Source organism: Streptomyces sp. SCL15-4 (genome assembly GCF_033366695.1).
Lineage (GTDB): Bacteria > Actinomycetota > Actinomycetes > Streptomycetales > Streptomycetaceae > Streptomyces.
Window position 1 is genome coordinate 8248769 of record NZ_JAOBTQ010000001.1, and the last position, 16996, is coordinate 8265764.

14 protein-coding genes and 2 pseudogenes are annotated in these 16996 nt (G+C 69.1%); 5 read left to right on the forward strand and 11 right to left on the reverse strand.

Annotated features, from left to right (window positions below; all coding sequences use genetic code 11):
• Positions 1–41: 41 nt before the first annotated feature.
• From SCK26_RS37050 to SCK26_RS37085, 6 genes and pseudogenes are all read right to left on the reverse strand, one after another.
• Entirely contained in the window at positions 42–1349 is a 1308-nt protein-coding gene (locus SCK26_RS37050; protein ID WP_318206178.1) for a ricin-type beta-trefoil lectin domain protein, read from the reverse strand.
• Between the two features lie 74 nt (positions 1350–1423).
• Complete coding sequence (locus tag SCK26_RS37055) at positions 1424–3406, reverse strand: alpha-L-fucosidase (protein WP_318205764.1); 1983 nt, start codon at positions 3404–3406, stop codon at positions 1424–1426.
• Positions 3407–3474: 68 nt separating this feature from the next.
• The gene (locus SCK26_RS37060) at positions 3475–5883 is read right to left on the reverse strand and encodes a ricin-type beta-trefoil lectin domain protein (RefSeq protein WP_318205765.1); all 2409 of its coding nucleotides are present in this window, start codon (positions 5881–5883) and stop codon (positions 3475–3477) included.
• 393 nt (positions 5884–6276) lie between these two features.
• Positions 6277–6961: pseudogene (locus SCK26_RS38115) on the reverse strand (arabinofuranosidase catalytic domain-containing protein); the annotation flags it as partial.
• Between the two features lie 140 nt (positions 6962–7101).
• On the reverse strand, positions 7102–8709 hold the full coding sequence (locus tag SCK26_RS37080; RefSeq protein ID WP_318205767.1) for a glycoside hydrolase family 27 protein: 1608 nt from the start codon (positions 8707–8709) through the stop codon (positions 7102–7104).
• Between the two features lie 302 nt (positions 8710–9011).
• Positions 9012–9974 (reverse strand): RICIN domain-containing protein, encoded by a 963-nt coding sequence (locus SCK26_RS37085; protein WP_318205768.1) that lies wholly within the window; start codon positions 9972–9974, stop codon positions 9012–9014.
• A 756-nt stretch (positions 9975–10730) separates the two neighbouring features.
• Here SCK26_RS37085 and SCK26_RS37090 point away from each other — a divergent pair.
• Both SCK26_RS37090 and istB read left to right on the forward strand, forming a co-directional pair.
• A complete protein-coding gene (locus tag SCK26_RS37090) occupies positions 10731–11174 on the forward strand; it encodes a hypothetical protein (protein WP_318205769.1) in 444 nt (147 codons plus the stop codon).
• A gap of 72 nt (positions 11175–11246) precedes the next feature.
• Entirely contained in the window at positions 11247–11954 is a 708-nt protein-coding gene (gene istB, locus SCK26_RS37095) for an IS21-like element helper ATPase IstB (protein WP_318206179.1), read from the forward strand.
• Between the two features lie 204 nt (positions 11955–12158).
• Here the strand turns inward: istB and SCK26_RS37100 are convergent, their stop codons facing one another.
• From SCK26_RS37100 to SCK26_RS37115, 4 genes and pseudogenes are all read right to left on the reverse strand, one after another.
• A complete protein-coding gene (locus SCK26_RS37100; protein WP_318205770.1) occupies positions 12159–12872 on the reverse strand; it encodes an N-acyl homoserine lactonase family protein in 714 nt (237 codons plus the stop codon).
• Positions 12873–13126: 254 nt separating this feature from the next.
• Complete coding sequence (locus SCK26_RS37105) at positions 13127–13384, reverse strand: DUF6221 family protein (RefSeq protein ID WP_318205771.1); 258 nt, start codon at positions 13382–13384, stop codon at positions 13127–13129.
• A 33-nt stretch (positions 13385–13417) separates the two neighbouring features.
• Positions 13418–13599 (reverse strand): annotated as a pseudogene (locus SCK26_RS37110) (IS5/IS1182 family transposase); the annotation flags it as partial.
• 85 nt (positions 13600–13684) lie between these two features.
• Entirely contained in the window at positions 13685–14407 is a 723-nt protein-coding gene (locus SCK26_RS37115) for an MIP family channel protein (protein WP_318205772.1), read from the reverse strand.
• Between the two features lie 544 nt (positions 14408–14951).
• Here SCK26_RS37115 and SCK26_RS37125 point away from each other — a divergent pair.
• Both SCK26_RS37125 and SCK26_RS37130 read left to right on the forward strand, forming a co-directional pair.
• Complete coding sequence (locus SCK26_RS37125) at positions 14952–15125, forward strand: hypothetical protein (protein WP_318206192.1); 174 nt, start codon at positions 14952–14954, stop codon at positions 15123–15125.
• A gap of 320 nt (positions 15126–15445) precedes the next feature.
• Positions 15446–15655, forward strand: a complete 210-nt coding sequence (locus SCK26_RS37130) for a hypothetical protein (protein WP_318205773.1) — start codon at positions 15446–15448, stop codon at positions 15653–15655.
• Between the two features lie 50 nt (positions 15656–15705).
• On the opposite strand, the gene SCK26_RS37135 is transcribed toward SCK26_RS37130, so the two are convergent.
• Positions 15706–16206 (reverse strand): DUF4232 domain-containing protein, encoded by a 501-nt coding sequence (locus SCK26_RS37135; RefSeq protein ID WP_318205774.1) that lies wholly within the window; start codon positions 16204–16206, stop codon positions 15706–15708.
• A 136-nt stretch (positions 16207–16342) separates the two neighbouring features.
• Between SCK26_RS37135 and SCK26_RS38120 the strand changes: the two genes are divergently transcribed.
• A complete protein-coding gene (locus SCK26_RS38120; protein WP_412080881.1) occupies positions 16343–16792 on the forward strand; it encodes a hypothetical protein in 450 nt (149 codons plus the stop codon).
• Positions 16793–16996: the final 204 nt, after the last annotated feature.

Genomic DNA, 16996 nt, shown 5'->3' on the forward strand with positions numbered 1-16996 from the left:
CGGGGCCAGGCCGGAACGGTGCCGTGCCTGGCCCCGGTGTGTCAGTTCTGCAAGCGCCAGTGCTGGTTCGTACCGCCCGTGCAGTTCCATAGCTGGACTTTGGTCCCGTTGGCGGTCCCCTGGCCGTTGGCATCCAGGCAGAGCCCCGAGCGCACCGCTGTGATCGTGCCGTCGGAATTGATGTTCCATTGCTGGTCTGTCTGTCCGTTGCAGTCCCAGATCGCCGCCGGAGTGCCGTTGGCCGCTGTCTGGCCGGCGCCCAGGCACTTGTTGCCGTAGACGACCAGTTGCTTCCCGGAGGTGTAGGTCCACCTTTGGTTGGAGCCACCGTTGCAGTCCCACAGTTGTGCCTGTGTGCCGGTGGTCGTGGTGGAGTTGTTGATGTCGAGGCAGCGTCCTGACTGCTGGCCGACGATCTCCTGGTTGCCCGCGGACGGCGGCGAATTCGAGTCGAACTGTGTGAAGAACTGCCACACCGCTGCCGATGTCCAGGTGTGCCAGCCGTCACCGGTGGAACCGTCTATGGGACCGGGGTCGTGGCCCGCTCCGTCGAACGCGGCCCAGACGACGGGGTATCCCGACCGGCAGCCGGAGTAGGCGGTGATGATGTGCGTCAGGCTGCCGTAGGCGGGCTCGGGCGGGTTCTGCGGGGTGCAGCCGTTGTTCCGGACGAAGGTGTCGCGCAGTTGACGTCCGGACGCGATGGGCAGCACGTTGTCCCTGATGCCGTGCAGGCCCATGTAGGCGACGGGCTGGGTACCGCCGTCGCATCCGCTGAGGTTCGCGCCGGAGTAGACCGCGACGGCGCGGAAGACCGCGGCCCGGGAGCAGGCGAGGGCGTACGACATCGCACCGCCGTAGCTGAAGCCGGCGGAGAACAACTGCGCGGTGTCCACGCACAGGCTCGCTTCGATCTGGCTGACCATGGCATCGACGAAGGCCACGTCCTGGCCGCCAGGGTTGGCCCAGCCGTTGCCGTTGCCCTGGGGGGCGACGAAGATGGTGCTGTTGTTCGCGTCGGCCAGGCGCCGCAGGCCGTAATAGGACCAGTTGTACCCGTCCGTTCCGCCTGAGTCCACGTCGTTGGCCGTGCCGCCCCGCCAGTGGAATCCGAAGATCAGCCGGTAGGGGTGGTTGTTGTCGTAGCCGGCGGGGACCCGCAGGATGTAACTGCGGGTCTGGCCGCCGCTCTGGATGGTGTGGGTGCCGCTCGTCAGCGCCGGGGCCTTGCCGCAGCCGGCGGTCGCCCGGACGGTTCCGGTGGTGGCCGGCCCGGTCATTGCACGGGCGCTGCTGAACGAGGTGCCCGCGGCCGACAGGACGAGGAGTATCGCAGCCGCGATCGACATGAAGAGTGGTCTGCGTTTCATGCATTCCTTCTTCGGTGGGTGAGGAGGGGCAGGGGATGCCGGTGGCCGGCGTTTCAGATGCCGGCGATGGCCCATTCGTTGTTGGTGCTGGAGTTCGGCGTCCACATCACCGTGGGGGAGCCGGCCGTGGTGCTGCCACTGCCGTCGAGTGCGGTGCCGGTGCCGCGGTTGACGATCTGGTAGCGGTTGCCGCCGAGGCTGTGGAGCGACCACTGCTGGTTGTCGCCGCCGTTCCACGCCGCCTGGCGGGCGGGAGCGCCGTTGGCGGAGTCGCCCCAACTGTCGGCGGCCATGCCGTTGGTTCGGTTCATGATGCGGTAGTAGCCGTTGCCGAGGTCGATCAGCTGCCACTGCAGGTTGGCGCTTCCGTCGTAGTTCCACTGCTTGAGGTTGGAGCCGGAGGCCACAGTGCCCCCGCTGTCGAGCACCAGCCCGCTGGTCACGTTGGCGATCTTCACCCAGGTGGTCGAGCCGCCCGGCCCGCCCAGTGGGGGGATCCGACCGGAGAAGGTGAGCTTGACCGTGTAGGCCAGGGCGCTGAACGGCGGGTTGGCCGAGGGCATGGTGAGGTGCAGGCCGGATGCGTCCTGGACCGGTGCCGGCAGGTCGGTGTAACTGCCGGCGGCGTTGTTCAGCAGTTGGGCGCTCGTCAGGGTGCTGAGGTTGAACTGGTTGGAGTTCAGGGTCGTGATGGTCATGGTGCCGCCCTGCCAGCCCAGCGCGGTGGCGTAGAGGAACTTGTCGTCCTGGCTGCGGGTGAACCGGACGTCCTTGGCGGTGCCGGCCACCGGTCCGCTGAACGAGCCCCCGCCCATCTTGGTGGGGCCCTCGCCGTAGCTGGTCCAGGAGCGAGTGGAGTAGACCGCTTCCCCGAAGCGGCCGAGCCAGTCGCCCATGCCGAGCAGGATGGACTGCTGCCCGGAGGGTATGACGCCGGCGGCCGTGGGTGCGATGTTCAGCAGCATGTTGCCGCCCTTGCTGACCCGGTCGATCAGCGAGTGGAGCAGTGCCTGCGTCGAGTAGTAGCCGATGCCCGTGGTGTAGCACCAGCTGGAGGAAGAGATGCTGTCGTCGGTCAGCCAGTAGGGGGTGAGCAGCCCGGCCGGGCCGCCGCGTTCGAAGTCGTAGACCTCGCCCTTGTCGTTGAGGCCGTCCTTGTAGGTCGCGGCGACGTCCTTGTTCCAGGAGACGGCCTGGTTGTAGTAGTGCGCGAGGAACTGGAGGCGGTAGGACTCCTGCACCAGGCCCAGGTCGAAGTCCTGCCAGATCAGGTCGGGCTGGTAGCCGTCGATGATCTCGACCAGCTTGTCGAACCAGAGTTTGTTCTCCGCTGACGAGCCCTGCTGGCCGTAGAGCATGCGCAGCGTCGCGTCCGACTGGGACGGCACGTGGTCGTAGTAGCCGTTGAAGTGGTAGGCGTGGTGCAGTGAGGCCATGAACTTCAGCCCCTGCCCGCGGATGGATTGCGCGTGCAGTCCCACGAGGTCGAGTCGGGGGCCGTGCTGGACCGAGTTCCACGGGTTGGTGCGGCTGTTCCACATGGAGAAGCCGTCGTGGTGTTCGGCGACGGGGCCGGCGAACCTGGCGCCCGCGGACTTGAACAGCCGGGCCCAGGCGTCCGGGTCGAAGTCGCCTCCCTTGGAGGCCAGTTCGGGTGCGAATCGCACGTAGTTGCCGGCCTTGTCGCGGGCACCGTCGATGAAGTTGTGGTACGGCCATACCGAGGGATCGCCGTAGGTGGCGATGTGGTGCCTGTTCTCGTTCGAGCCGCCGATGTACATGTTGCGCGGGTACCACTCGTTGCCGAACGCGGGGACGCTGAAGACGCCCCAGTGGTAGTAAATGCCGAACTTGGCGTCCTGGAACCAGGCCGGGGCCGGGGGGTGCCGGTCCACTGACGGCCAGCTCGCGGTGTAGCTGCCGGGACCGTCGGTCGCGGCGGCTTCGGGGGCGAACCGCAGCAGGCCGAAGGCCGTGGCCGCGCCGGCCGCCGCCAGCAGCCGACGGCGGCTGACCGGTGGGGAGGAGGAAGACATGTGGAGGCCTCTCGGGAGTGGTCGACTGGGGTGGTGCGGGAGCCGGTGGTCGTCGGCCGGTCACCGGATCAGTCGCGCGTCCACTGCTGGTTTCTGTTGCCGTTGCAGGTCCACAGCTGGAGGAGGGTGCCGTTGGCCGTTCCCCCGCCGGTGGCGTCCAGGCACAGGCCGGACTGGTCGCCGGTGATCGTGCCGTCGGCGTGGAGCGTCCACTTCTGGTTGCTGCCGCCGTTGCAGTCCCAGATCTCCACCTTGGTTCCGGGGCTGGTGCCCTGGTTTGCGGCGTCCAGGCAGGCGCTTCCGTAGACCCGCAGCTCACCGGCCGAGGTGTTCGTCCACTGCTGGTTGGTGCCTCCGTTGCAGTCCCAGAGTTCCACCTGGGTGCCGGCCGTCTGCGACTGGTTCGGCACGTCCACGCACCGGCCGGACGCGGCTCCGACGATCGCGCCTGTCGTGCCGCCGTCGTTCCCGCCGCTGCCGGGGGTGATGGACAGGTTGTCGAACTGCGCCGTCTCACCCTGGCTGGTCGCGTAGCCGGCCTGCCCGCCGGCCCAGGTGCGGTCGCTCACGGAACCGACCGTGGCACCGTCGATGACGGCGGTGATGGCGGTGCCGGAGAAGGTGAGGGCCAGGGAGTGCCACCGGTTGGTGCCCAGGGCCGTGGTCGTGCCACGGGCCAGGGTGGTGACGTTGCCGTTGGTGTTCGAGTTCAGGACCGACCAGGCCCCGGTGTCGCTCACCCGCAGGTGGTAGGCGTTCAGTCCTCCGGTACTGCTGTAGTCCTGTGCGCCCGCACGGCCGATCAATTCCGCGTATCCGGGCTGTTCGAGCAGCACGTCCGACGAGACGGTGTAGTTGCTCCAGCTCACGTCACCGAGCAGGGCGTGCGGATCGGACAGCGCGTCCCAGGTGATCGGCTTCTGCGGGCTCATCTGGCGCACGCACCTGCCACTGCGGCCGCCGCCACAGCCCACCTCCTCGAAGGCGCCCTGCCAGTCCATGAGGTACCTGGCCTCGGTGCCGGTGGCATAGCCGTCGAAGGAGTCGGTGTAGGGCAGCTTCAGCGTGCCCTGGGCGGGACCGGTGGCGGTGCCCTTGCTCTGGCCGGTCGTGGTGGTCAGGGTGTACACGCGGCCCGGCTGGACGGTGAGGCTGAAGCCGCTGCCGGACGGGGTGATGTCCGCGGTGTGCGCGAAGTAGTCGGCCGGGTTGCCGGAGGTGACGTCGGTCGACCAGACGTGAACGGTGTTGGTGGACAGTCCCCCGGTGACGTTGAAGTTCAGCGTCTGGGCGCTTCCCGCGTCCATCGTCTCGACGACCGTGGAGTAGTCGGAGCCGTTGGGGGACTTCAGGGAGACGTAGCTGCCGTTGTTCCGGTTGCCGCCGATGTAGCCGCTGGAGGCGTCGAGGTAGTGCCAGCCCGGGGCGGTGAACTGGCTGGTCTGCGCCATGACCCAGGCGTTCTTGCCGATCGCGTAGTGGCCGGACCAGGGCTGCGGAGCCAGGACGAGACCCATGGTGGGGTACGGCAGGTTGGGCGTGACCGAGGCGACCACCGGCCAGTTGAAGTACGCGGTCATCCGGCCGTCGATGTATCCGCGGTTGATGCCGCGGGCCATGGCCTGTGCTCCCCCGTTGTAGTCGTCCGAACCGTTCTCGCTGGCCCACAGCGTCTTGCCGGATGAAGTGGCGGCCGACGGCACCGAGCAGTTGGACTGGGACGACCGGTAGCCGCAGGGGTAGTGGGTGCCGATGACGCTCACCGCGGAGGCGAACGCCGGGTTGGAGTTGATGTCGTTCGCCACCGACCAGTCCGAGTCGGCCGCGACGATCTTGACGTTGCGGTAGCCGTTGCTGTCGAGCGCGCCGCGCAGTTGCTCGTACCAGGAGATGTTGTAGCCCCGCTCGTTCCACCCGCCGAGGTAGTCGATGCTCAGCCCGTGCTGCTTGGCGCAGCCCAGCCACGAGAGCAGGTAGTCGACCATGTCGGTGGACCAGAAGTTCCCGCCGCCGATCCAGCCGGGTGCGCCCCAGGCGAGCCCGTTCAGTTTGATGTTCGGGTTGCGGGCCTTGGCCTGTTCCATCAGCCACCATTCGTATCCCCGGTCGCAGTTGAGGTCGGACCGGGTGTGCTGGTGACTCGGCTCGGACCCCGAGGTGGAGTTGGTGTCCCCGCCGATCTCCGTCTTGAGGATCTGCACGGAGGCGCCGTAGCCGGGCTTGAACAGGTAGTCCAGGATCTGTCCGCGCTGGGGCTCGGGGTAGTCGATCAGGAGTCTGCTGTTGCCGCCCCCGCCGCTGATGGCGCCGACGCCGTCGAAGGTCCGGCCGCCGGAGGCGCCGTTGATCGTGATGGAGGTGGCGGCCTGGGCCGGGGCGGCGGTCGTGGCGACGATGCCGCCGGCGGTCAGGAGCAGGCCCGCGAGCACGGCCGTCAAGACGCGCAGGCGCCGGAACAACCGGCTGAATGCTGACACGGTGGAGTCCTTTCGCAGGTGGGAGGTGTCCCGTGCGGGGGCCCGGTCACGGGGCCCGATGGCTGTGCGGTCGTCCGTTACCGGCCGGCTGCGGGCCGCCCCCGCTCTTGATCAGCGCTCCGGCCGGGTTCGGGGCGACGCGGCACGCCCGGTCGCCGTGCATCGCGTAGGTGTGTCCCCTCGCCCACGCCGGCCGGCGGTCTGTGTGCCGACGCCTTCTCGTCCTCATCCGGTCCTCCTGTGCGGTCCGTCGCTGCGGCGTGTGTGAGGGGCGGGACGGGTCCCGCGCGTGGGCGGTGCGGTGACGCGCCGGGGCGGGGGCCGCGTGCCGCCCCGGCCGGTTGCTGCGGGTCCTTCGAGGGGCCAGCTCGGTGACCATTTCTGGTTGGACCTGTTGTTCCTCAGCCGCGCGCTGACGAACGGGTGGTGCACACCGGTGTTGCCGGGATCCCTGTCGGAGCCCGTGTTGGTGTGGTGCATCCCGTTCTCCAGGTCGGCCTCGACCCGTGGACCGCTGCCGGTGCACCCGCCGAACCAGCAGGCGTTGCCCCAGTGGACGGCGTTCATGGTGGCGTTGCCCGTGTCGGTGTGGGAGTTTCTCGCCGCTGCCGCAGTCGAAGCAGCACCACTGGTTCGTGTAGTCCGACGACCTCACCATGTGGATGCCCTCGGGCTGGGAACCGGTGGCCACGCCGTTCGCGTGGTCGATCCGGTAGCGGGCATCGGGCTTGACCTTGACACCGAAGTCCTGGTGACCACCCGCGGTCACCGGCAGGGCCATGGCGTCGGCTCCGGCGTCGCCTCTCGGAGAACCTCTGGATCTGGTACAGCGGCCCGTTGTACGACGCGAAGAGCGCCCTGGTGGTGGAGTGCGCCGTCACGCACGGCGTACCGCCCGCGGCGTAGAGGTCACACGCCACGACGCGTCGGCCGCGGTGGCCTTCGCCGGGTGGGCCGAAGACCGGGCGGTGGTGGCCGTGCTGGTCCGCGAGGACGCGGCGAACTCCGTGCTACCGAACGCGGCCAGGAGCGTGGCTTTCCACCGCCTTGGCCAGCGGTCGACGGCTGATCCGATCACGAAACCTCCTCTGTGACGGTGCCACCCCACGGCGGCGCCGTAGCTGTCCCTGGTCGGTGCGGAGGCACCCGGTTGTCCGCGGCCGGCAGGCACGCGGCAGGCAGACCGGACGGGGCTCCGCCGGGGCGGGAAGGGGGGACTCATGCCAGCGTCCACCGCTGGCTGCTGCCGCCATTGCAGGTCGACAGCTGGACGAGGCTTCCGTCGGCGCCGGCCCCTCCGGCGACGTCCAGGCACAGGCCGGACTGGACGCCGGTGATCGTGCCGTCGGCGTGCAGCGTCCACTGCTGGTTGGTCTGACCGTTGCAGGTCCAGATCTCCACCTTCGTCCCCGGTGTGGTCTGGTTGTCGTAGGCGTCCAGACACCTCAGACTGCTGCCGGAGTAGACGGTGAGCTGGTTGGAGGCGGAACGCGTCCAGGTCTGGTTGGCACCGCCGTTGCAGCTCCAGATGTTCACCTGGGTGCCGGCGGTCGTGGTCGAGTTCGGGACGTCCAGGCATTTGCCCGAGCCCAGCCCGTGCAGCTCACCGGTCACAGTGGTGCCGCCGCTGCTCGTGCCGCCCGCGACCCGGTACATCACCGTGCCGTGTGCGGGCACCGAGGCGCTGATCGTCCCCGAGGTCGTCGAGGACGCCCCCGACCACAGGTCGGTCAGGGTGTAGGAGGACGCCCCGGTCTTGCCGATCGCGGCCGCGCTGGTGGTGATGGTCGCCGTCGAGCCCGTCTCGTTGAACAGCGCCACCGACACGTCCCCGTTCGCCAGCGGCTTGGCCAGGACGTCCAGGCCCCCCGAGGCGGAGACCATGACGCCCTGCCTGCCCAGCGGGTCCTGGTCGACCGCGATCACGCGGGAGTTGGTCAGGGTGGCCAGGGTGTCCCTGCTGGCCGACGGGATGTTGGTGCCCGCGATCAGCGGCGCGGCCATCTCCGCCCACAAACTGAACTCGCTACGGCTCTCGGTGGCCGTCAGCGAGCCGTTGCCGACCTCCAGCATGTCCGGGTCGTTCCAGTGGCCAGGGCCGGCATAGGAGGCGAGCCCCACGTTGCTGTGGAAGATGGAGAGCATGCTGGAGAAGCTCGCGTTGATGTCCCCGGTGGTACGCCAGCTGTTGCCCACGCCCGCGCCCCAGGTCCACACGTTCTCCTGGCCCCAGTTGCACAGACTGAAGAGGATGGGCCGGCCGGTGGCCGCCAGGGCGTCGCGCATCGCGGTGTACCGGGTACGAGCGGGCGCTCCGGTGTTGTTGCAGTTGTCGTACTTCAGGTAGTCCACGCCCCAAGAGGCGAACGTCTGCGCGTCCGTGGTCTCGTGGCCCAGGCTGCCAGGGTACCCGGCACAGGTCGCGGTGCCCGCGTCCTCGTAGATCCCCAGCTTGAGCCCGAGCGAGTGCACGTAGTCAGCGGTGCCCTTGATGCCGTTGGGGAACTTGGCCGGGTCCGGCACCAGGCGGCCGGCGGAATCGCGGCTGTGGGTCATCCAGCAGTCGTCTATGTTGACGTACGAGTAGCCCGCCGCCTGCATGCCGTTGGTGTGCATGGCCTGGGCGGTGGACTTGATCAGCGACTCGGAGACGTCGCATCCGTACGCGTTCCAGTCGTTGAAACCCATCTGCGGTGTCAACGCCAGCCCGTTGCCCAGCGCGGTCGCGGGCTGCGCCGTCTCCAGGGCGAGAAGGGGGGCGGCCACGGCGAGCAGTACGACCGTGAACGTGAGCGCCAGGATCCTGCGCAAGGACGTCAGTGGCATCAGCGGGGACGGCGTTCGCGGTCGCCCCGATCTCTCGATGGTCATGGACATGGTTCATCGCTCCTGGGGTCGAGTTCCGGAGAACACATGCACGGCAGCGGAGGTGGGCTCGCGGCGGCGGCCCCCGGCCATGCGGGGAGGACACCGTCCTCTGAGCCTGTGAGGACGCGCTCGGCGGCAGCCGGCCGCGACGATGTCGGCCCGCACCGCGTTGCCGGTCGCGCCGGAGGGGGAGCCGGCGACGATCGCTCCCTCGGTGCTCTGAAGCCAGCCGTGGGCGGGAGCGCGCGGCGCCGGTCACATCACATGACGTTGCAGTGCCGGTCGGCGCCGTCGTCGGAGTCCCGGATCTGAACGAGGGCTCCGTGGGCACTCCGCCTTGCGGGAGCCTCCAGGGCCCGGCGTGAAGCGATGGTGGCCGGGGTGCAGGTTCCATCGCCGTTCCGGTTGGCCCGCCGGTGCTGGTCCGCTCCGCTGTCGGCATCGCAGGTCTCCCTCCACGTGCCGTTCGCCGTCTGTCCGCCCGCCTCGTCCGGAACCCGCCCACTGGCGCTGTTCGTCGGCGTGTACGAGCTGTCGCCGTTCCGACTCGCCCGCCGCTGCGGATGCACGCCGCTGTGGGAATCCCGCACCCGCAAGGGCGTGCCGTTCGCTGTTCGTCCGCCGCCACGTCCAGCACGCGCCCCGCGGCGGCACCGGTCAGCTCGTACACCTGACCCGTGACGATGCCCCCGGGCCCCCGTGGCGCCGCCCAGCGCGGACAGGACCGCGTCGTCGACCGATTCCTGATTTCCGCTCCCGTTGCACAGCGGTGGGCTGTCGCCCGATCGCCACGAGTCGCTGTCCCGGATACGCCAGGCGGGGACGCCGGTGCAGCGGGGGACCTTCGGACACGCCCGTACGGTGTCGGCGTAGGCGGTCGGCGACGCCTGGGCGATGTCGAGTTCGGTGGTCGGCACGTCCACGCGGCGGGCGGCCAAGCCGGCCGGCGTGCTCTGGAAAGCTCGACGGCGGTCCGCCCGAGGGCAGTGATGTGGTTGTTGTCGAGGATCGTGGCGTAGGGAAGATCGCCGGCCTTCCCGGCGACCACGGCCGCTCCGAAGCAGCGTCCGTTGTCGGCCGCGCTCGGCGCGCCCGAGATCGCCTGGGCCGCGGGCGCCGCCGCGTCGGCCAGGGTCGGCACCGTGCCGACCGTCACATCGGTGGCCGAGGTCAGGGCCTTGCGCAGACGAAGTCCCTCGTTGAGCCAGGACATCAACGATCACTCTCCTTGTGTGGGGGGTGGGACGCCGTCCGCGAGACGGTGCCGCGGGGGAGGCGGGTCACTGGCTCAGCAGACCGGCAGAACGGTCCCCCGCTGGTCGCCGCCGCCGTTGCACATCCGGATCTCCACCGCCGCGCCGTTTGGCCGTACCGGAGCCCGTCACATCCAGTCGCGTCGTCGGAGTGCACCCGGCGGCACCTCGCACCACGACGCCCGGGCGCAGACGCGGAACGGTGCCTGGTTCTAACCTGCACTCCCATAAGGCTGCTTGATGCGGCCATGACAGATACATGAGGTGACGTGCTCCTTACGGCTCGGCCGCTACGGCGGGCGGTCCGGAGGTGCGCTGCTGGCAAGCGGAGCAACCCCGACTGGTTCGATATGCCGAACGAATATCGGAGTATCGAGCAACGTGGATAATAGGGAACCAGTGACCGGCGTCAATGCCTGCAACACGATTCGACAATCGCCTCGAAACGTTCGCAGCGCCCGTGACGGCACGACGCCGTAGGCCAACCCGACCAAATCGCCTGGCGGGACTGCGTGGCCGGGCACCCATCCGCAGCGGATCGGCGCCGGCTCCACGGACGGCACGGACACAGCCGGTCGCCGACCGGGTGCCAGACCCTCAGCTGGATTTACGAAGAGCGTCCGAAATTTCGAAACGTCCAGGGGGCGTTGAGTCCGTTTCGGTTAGCGGCCGCGTCCGGGTTGTCCGAGGAGTCCCTGGCGGACGAGTCGTCCCGGGCGGGAGCGGGTGACGTTCACCGAGGTCTGGGTGCGGGTCGACGGCGAAGCGTTCTGGGCCGCGGCCCGCGAGTCGCGGGGACGCTCGGAGGGGACACGGGCTCTGATCGAGGTCTTGCTGCTGCACCGGCGGCTGCCCGACGAGGCGGTCGTCGCGGGCATGAAGGCGGTCCCGGAGGCCGGTTCCGTCTCGCCGGACCTGGTGGCTAACGAGGCCCGCAAGGCGGTCGCCGCGGCGGGTGGTCCACCACCGGTCTTGATCGCCCCGCAAGCCGCCGTCGGCACGGTCACCGCCGAGCCCGACACGGCGGTGCTGACGGAGCCGGAACCGGAATCGGCCCAGGTCATCACTCTGCCGCAGAGGCGTCCTGTCCTGCCGCCGGACTCCCGGCCCGAACCATCGCTGGCCGCCTACGACCAGTTGCTCTCTATCCAACCGAAAGGCTCAGCATGACGCAGAGCACCACCCCCACCCCACCCGGCCGAGGCGATCGATGCGGCCTGCCGGAGCCTTGGCCTGTCCGGGATTCGCGCACGCTGGGACGAGTTCGCCGCCCAGGCCCTGCGCGAGCGGGCGTCCTACGCGGACTTCCTGGCGGACCTGCTGGAGAGCGAGTGCGAGGACCGTGATGCCCGCCGCAAGGTTCACCGGGTGAAGGGGGCCAACTTCTCCCGGGCCGAAGCGGATCGAGTACTTCGACTTCTTGAAAACACCAACGTTCCGCAAGAAGTGATCAACACCCTCACCCAGCCCGCTTGGGTCCGGGCGGGCAACGCGCTCTGCCTGATCGGTGACTCCGGCACCGACAAGTCGCACCTGCTGATCGACCTGGGCACCGCGATCGCCGAGGCCGGCGGCCGCGTCCGCTACACAACCGCGGCGAACCTGGTGAACGAGCTGGCCGAGGCCGCCAGCGACAAGCAGCTGGGCCGCACCATTAAGAAGTACGGTCGGGTCGACCTCCTCTGCCTGGACGAGCTTGGCTACGTCAAGCTCGACCGCCACGGCGCCGAGCTGCTGTTCCAGATCTTCACCGAGCGCGAGGAACGACATGCGATCGCCGTCGCGTCGAACCGGCCATTCACCGAGTGGGACCCGACCTTCACCGACAAACGCCTCTGCCAGGCCATCGTCGACCGGCTCACCTTCGAAGCCCACATCATCGAGACCGGCACCCAGCCCTTCCGCCTCGCCAGCACCACCGCCAAGCGCAAGGCGGCCACCGCCGCCTGATCTCACCGTCACCACCAACGGGCGGGCGCCACAACACGGCGCCCGCCCTTTCGCATTCCTGTCAGGGGAAGCGGCCGGGCGGGCGTCGTGAATCCCACGCTACCGCCACCGACCCCGGCCAACAGACACGATCCGGCTCCGCTCCAGGACCGCCAGGAAACGTCACCGGATCGAGGGTTGTCCTATGTGACAGGAGGTCGGGCTTCAGCCACCTTCAGTCTGTGGTGGTTCCCAGACCGAGCAGTCGTGGGCGAAGAGCACGCGTCGTGGGTCGAAGTCGGCGAGTCGATCCAGCCAGTGCTGATAGGGAGGAAGTGGCTGTTCCACGCCGTGAAGTGTCGCGTGGCGGGCCAACTGCTCAGACGCGAAGTGGGAAGCGAAGTCGTATGCCTGGCCGGCGAGTACTACTGTGCCGTCGCTTTGCTGGAGGACCAGTGACTGGTGCCCTTGGGTGTGACCGGGTGTCGGAATGATCCAGATTCCGGGCCAGACCTCGGTCTCGCCGGCGACCTCCTCGTAGGTTGCCCCGGGGAAGTCGATCAGCTCGTCGACTGTGTAGTTGCCCCGGCGTGCGGTGGCCAGTTCGACGTCCTGCACCAGGATGGGCTTGCCGCCCAAGAGAGGGTTCCCGCCGATGTGGTCAAAGTGCAGGTGGCAGTTCACGATCACGGAGACGTCGTCAAGGGCGACACCGGACGCGGAGAGGGCATCCTGCAGCGCACGGCGGCGAGGCCGATAGTGCGCTTCGGTTTCGGGGTCTGCATCGCCGATGCCGGTATCGAAGAGGAGCAGCCCGTTGTCGTGTTGCACCAGGTAAGCAAGAACCGGTTCTACTCGCGGTTGCGGGCCGCCCACTTCTGAGGCAGGCCGGATGAAGTACCCGAGATCGAGTCGACGCACCGCCATGTTCTTCCGCATGCAGTCATCCTTGCGGGCCACCGTCTGAAATCCAGCCGGTCTGCTGACAGCGGAACCATCATGGGCCCCGCTGAGACCCGGCAAGGGCGGGGCCAGAAATATCCGTTCCCTCCGTGACGCGTCAGAGCCCTTCACTCGCATGGGGCAAAAGTGGGGCCAGAACAACCCGTTCAAGTGGGGCCAAAACTGCCCGGCGAAAACACAAGGTCGGTCTGCCTTCTGCAACACCCCTTAGGGGCTGTCTCCTTGAATGGCTATGGGCGCCATTCCTGCTGGTAGGCGGGGTGTTCGGCGTATGACTGGCCAAGGACTCGTAGTGCGTATGCCAGGCCAGGCGAGCGGGAGTCCGAGGGGTCCATGGCTTTGTAGTCGTTCGCCAGTTGCTCGATCAGATCGAGCATGGGGAGGTGGCTGTCGAGAAGGGCCTTGCCGCCCAAGGTGCCAGCCACGTAGGCGTAGGCGTGGTTGTCGTCATTGACGCGTGCGATGAGGAACCGTACAAGATCGTCCATGTGGCCATCTTCGCGGACAAGGCGCTTCAGGGGTCACGCGGCTGTCCAGATGAGGATGGTAGCGAGGTGGAGTGCGGCCTGGTAGGCGATGGCGAGCTTGTCCGTTCGCATGGCCAGGCCGCGCCGTTCCTTGAGGCGGTTGGCGTTGCGCTGCTTGTACGCCTCGGCGTCGAAGGCCGGGGGCCTCCGTCGCGGCCTCGCCGTAGTCGGTGGCCGCCCAGTCCCTCGGCGTGCGCCTCGCCACCCACGACGAGTTCGAGTTCGCCGCAATGGTCGCAGAGCTGGTCGACTGACGGCCCGTCAGTCCGCCGCCACCTCGTCGGCGATCGTGCGCTCCTCGCCCGCCGGGTGAGTCACGTGGTGGACGAGCGCCGCGAGCAGACCGCCGACCAGTGGCGCGACGATGAACAACCACAGCTGCGACAGCGCGGAACCACCGGCGAACAGGGCCGGGCCGAGGCTGCGCGCCGGATTGACCGACGTGCCGGTCAGCGGGATGCCGATGAGGTGGATGACGGCGAGGGCGATGCCGATCGGCAGGCCGTCGAAGCCGACGACCGCGACCCGGTGCGTCACCCCGAGCACCACGAACACCAGGAGGAAGGTGAGGACGACCTCGGCGAGGAACGCGCCGCCGGTGTTGATGTGCACCGCGGACCGGTCCCCGTATCCGTTGCTGCCGAAGGCGCCGTCGGCACGGAAGCCGGGCACTTGCTTGGCGAGCAGAAAAAGCAGGGCCGCCCCGGCGATGCCGCCGACGAACTGCGCGATCCAGTAGCCGATCGCGGCGGTCACGTCGATGCGGCGGGCGCACAACATGCCCAGGGTCACCGCCGGATTGACGTGGCACCCGGAGATCGGTCCGAGCGCGTAGGCGAGGGCGAGCAGCACGAAGCCGAAGGCCAGCGCGATCCCCACGGTGCCGATGAACTCGACCCCCAGAACCGCGCAGCCCACGGCGAAGAAGACCAGGAGCAAAGTCCCGAGGAACTCCGACGCCAACGCCCGCGTGCGCTTCGCCATCGCCACCACCCTCACTTACGTCATTTTCAGTCGTGTCGTAAGGAAGCCTCAGCCGGACGGGGTACGCGCGCCCGTCGGAGGGCCGTGATACGGGGCCGAAGGAGTGACGGACGGACGTCGCCGGCCCCGCATCGGCCGCCTCGCGACGGCAGCGCGTGCGGCTTCGGCAGGCCGCCCCATCCAGAAGTGCAGGCGACTTCGCGGAAGGGCCGCCGGTGCGCCCGGTGCGTCGTGGAAGCCCGCGTACAGCGGCCTGCTCGAGGTGCCGCTCGACCCGCTCCCGCAGCGCGCGCCGATCGACACGACCGTGCTGCCGCTCGCCACCGGCGGCAGCACCACGCACGACCTGGCCCACGACCACGCGCCGCGCCCCGTCCTGACCTCCGAGGGGCGACACACATCTGCCCGGCTGGCCACCCTGGAAGCCGACGTGTTCCCGGGCCGGCCGCAGGGTCGGGTGGGTTCTCATGCCGTGACGGGCGCCCGTCGGTTTGCACGCGCGCGGGTGCGTCTGGCAAGGTCGCCGGTCCGTTCCGCTACGCGAATGATGCGATCCGGAAGTTCCTGCTCTCCTGTGCTCCGTTGCGGATCGTCCCCCTCCGTCAAGTACCGCAGAATCGTCTTCCTCGACTACGCCGACCTGGTCGAGGGCCCCCGCGACCCGTCGGCCATCGCCCGGCTGGGCGGCTGCCTGCGGACGGTAGCGGTCGAGCGGTGAGCAGTCGTTCGCCGCGTACCCGAGGTGGGTCGTACAAGTGGCGCTGCTCTGTGGGCGGGCTCATCGTGGGGGCGAGGGACGCGGGCTCCTGGTCCGTAGGCTCTGCCCACCGGTCCCGAGGTCGGTGACAGCCGTCGTCCGCACAACTGCCGAGATCATGGGATCTGCGTATGAAGCGAATGGGAACAGTGAGGGCAGGGGCGCTGCTGAGCCTGGCCCTGTTGGGGTTTTCCGCCCCGGCGGCGGTCTCCGCCGGGACCGGCGGCGCGGGGACAGCACCGAGCGTGCTTTGTGGCACGGACGGCGCCACGGGTCTGGCGGTGTCGACCGGAAGCGCGGCGGACTGCGCGGTCGCCCTGCGGGTGGCAGGCGCCTACACCAAGGCCGGGACGCGGGGGAGCGGGGCGGTCACCACGGTCGACGCGGACGGTACCGTGTGGCGCTGCCAGGAACGGCAGGGCGACCCGAACCCCTACCAGGAATGTGTGGACACGACCGACGAGACCCGGCACATCACGCTGACCTCATGACACCCACCGGTTCTGCCCCTGGGGCCCGGGTCGGCCGGAGCTGGTACGGGTCAGGTGACCGGGCTGACGTAGTTGCCCGGGCGGCTGGCGGCCTCCTGCCGGGTGACGCTGCCCCACCGCCACGTGAGGGTCTTCACGGTGCCGCCGGGCAGGGTGACCACGGCCTGGTCGGGACGGATGGTCTCGTTCCCGTTCTTCCCGGTGTCGCCGAGGAAGGTGATGGTGAACCTCGCGGTCTTGCCGGGGGCGAGATCCACGCTGCCGCCTCCCCGCTGTTGGAGCAGCGTCTCCGGCACGCCGTTCGTGGTGAGCTTGACCGACGGGGCGCCGAGCAGGGAGCAGGCACGGTCCCCGGTGTTCTTCACCTGGACGCGGGCCGTCTCCTGCCGGTCGCTGCCGCCGCCCGGCTTGGCCGTACCACCTGCCCAGGACAGGGCGACGTGATCACAGGCAGGTGAGCCGGGGGCGGCCGTGGCCGGGACGGCGACGGAGAGGGAAGAGACCAGGGCGCCGGCTGCGACCCAGCGTGCGAGGTTCAGGACGCGCTGCATAAGGACCTCCTTTGAGTGTGGCGGCAGTGCTGGCAGGTATCTGGTACCGCGTACGGGACGACGGACCCCTCTTGAACCACGAACCACTGAACGCTGAACCGCTGAGCGCTGAACCGCTGAGCGGGAGCTGGCTTTCCTGGCGGGCGGGTCGCGTCGGCTGGTGGTGACAGAGCTGTACCGGATGGCCGGGCAGGGCCGGCTGACCGTGGCGGAGGACGGCACGGTCACCGTCCATGACGGCGCACACCCGACCGGGGCGGCGGATGGTGTCGAGAAGGCGCTTATCAAGGCGGCGGGCATCTCCCGCAGCGAGCGAGTGGGAAAGTGGTGGTCCGGCCCGCCGAGGGCTGCGCGGTGCAGACATTCGGTGATGCCTGCGGGCGGAGGATCTGCTGATCCACCCCCCTACGGCGCCGGCAGCACCGTGCGCGGCGCCTGCCGTGGTGGTCGGCGGTCCTCACTCCGGCGTCGGCGGTACGGGAACTCGCCACCGGTACTCCGGCCGCCGGTGGGCCGGTGTGGCCTGCCGACGAGCGTGGCCGTCATCGCGATGCTCGTCAGACCGCCCTGGGACCGGGTGCCGTAGCGATTCCAGTCGACGCCCGACACCCTGCGCGGTGAAGGAGCACGTCCGGCGTCCCGGCGTCCGGTCGACGCTCCGACCGCTCTTGCCGTCACCCCTGTGGGCGCGGTGGCCCTCGGCGGGCCGGCCGCCTCGCGCAACCCGGAGCCCGAGGCGCTGGTCATCACCCCGGGGACCTGGAGGGCCGGGGACCTGGAGGGCCGGGGA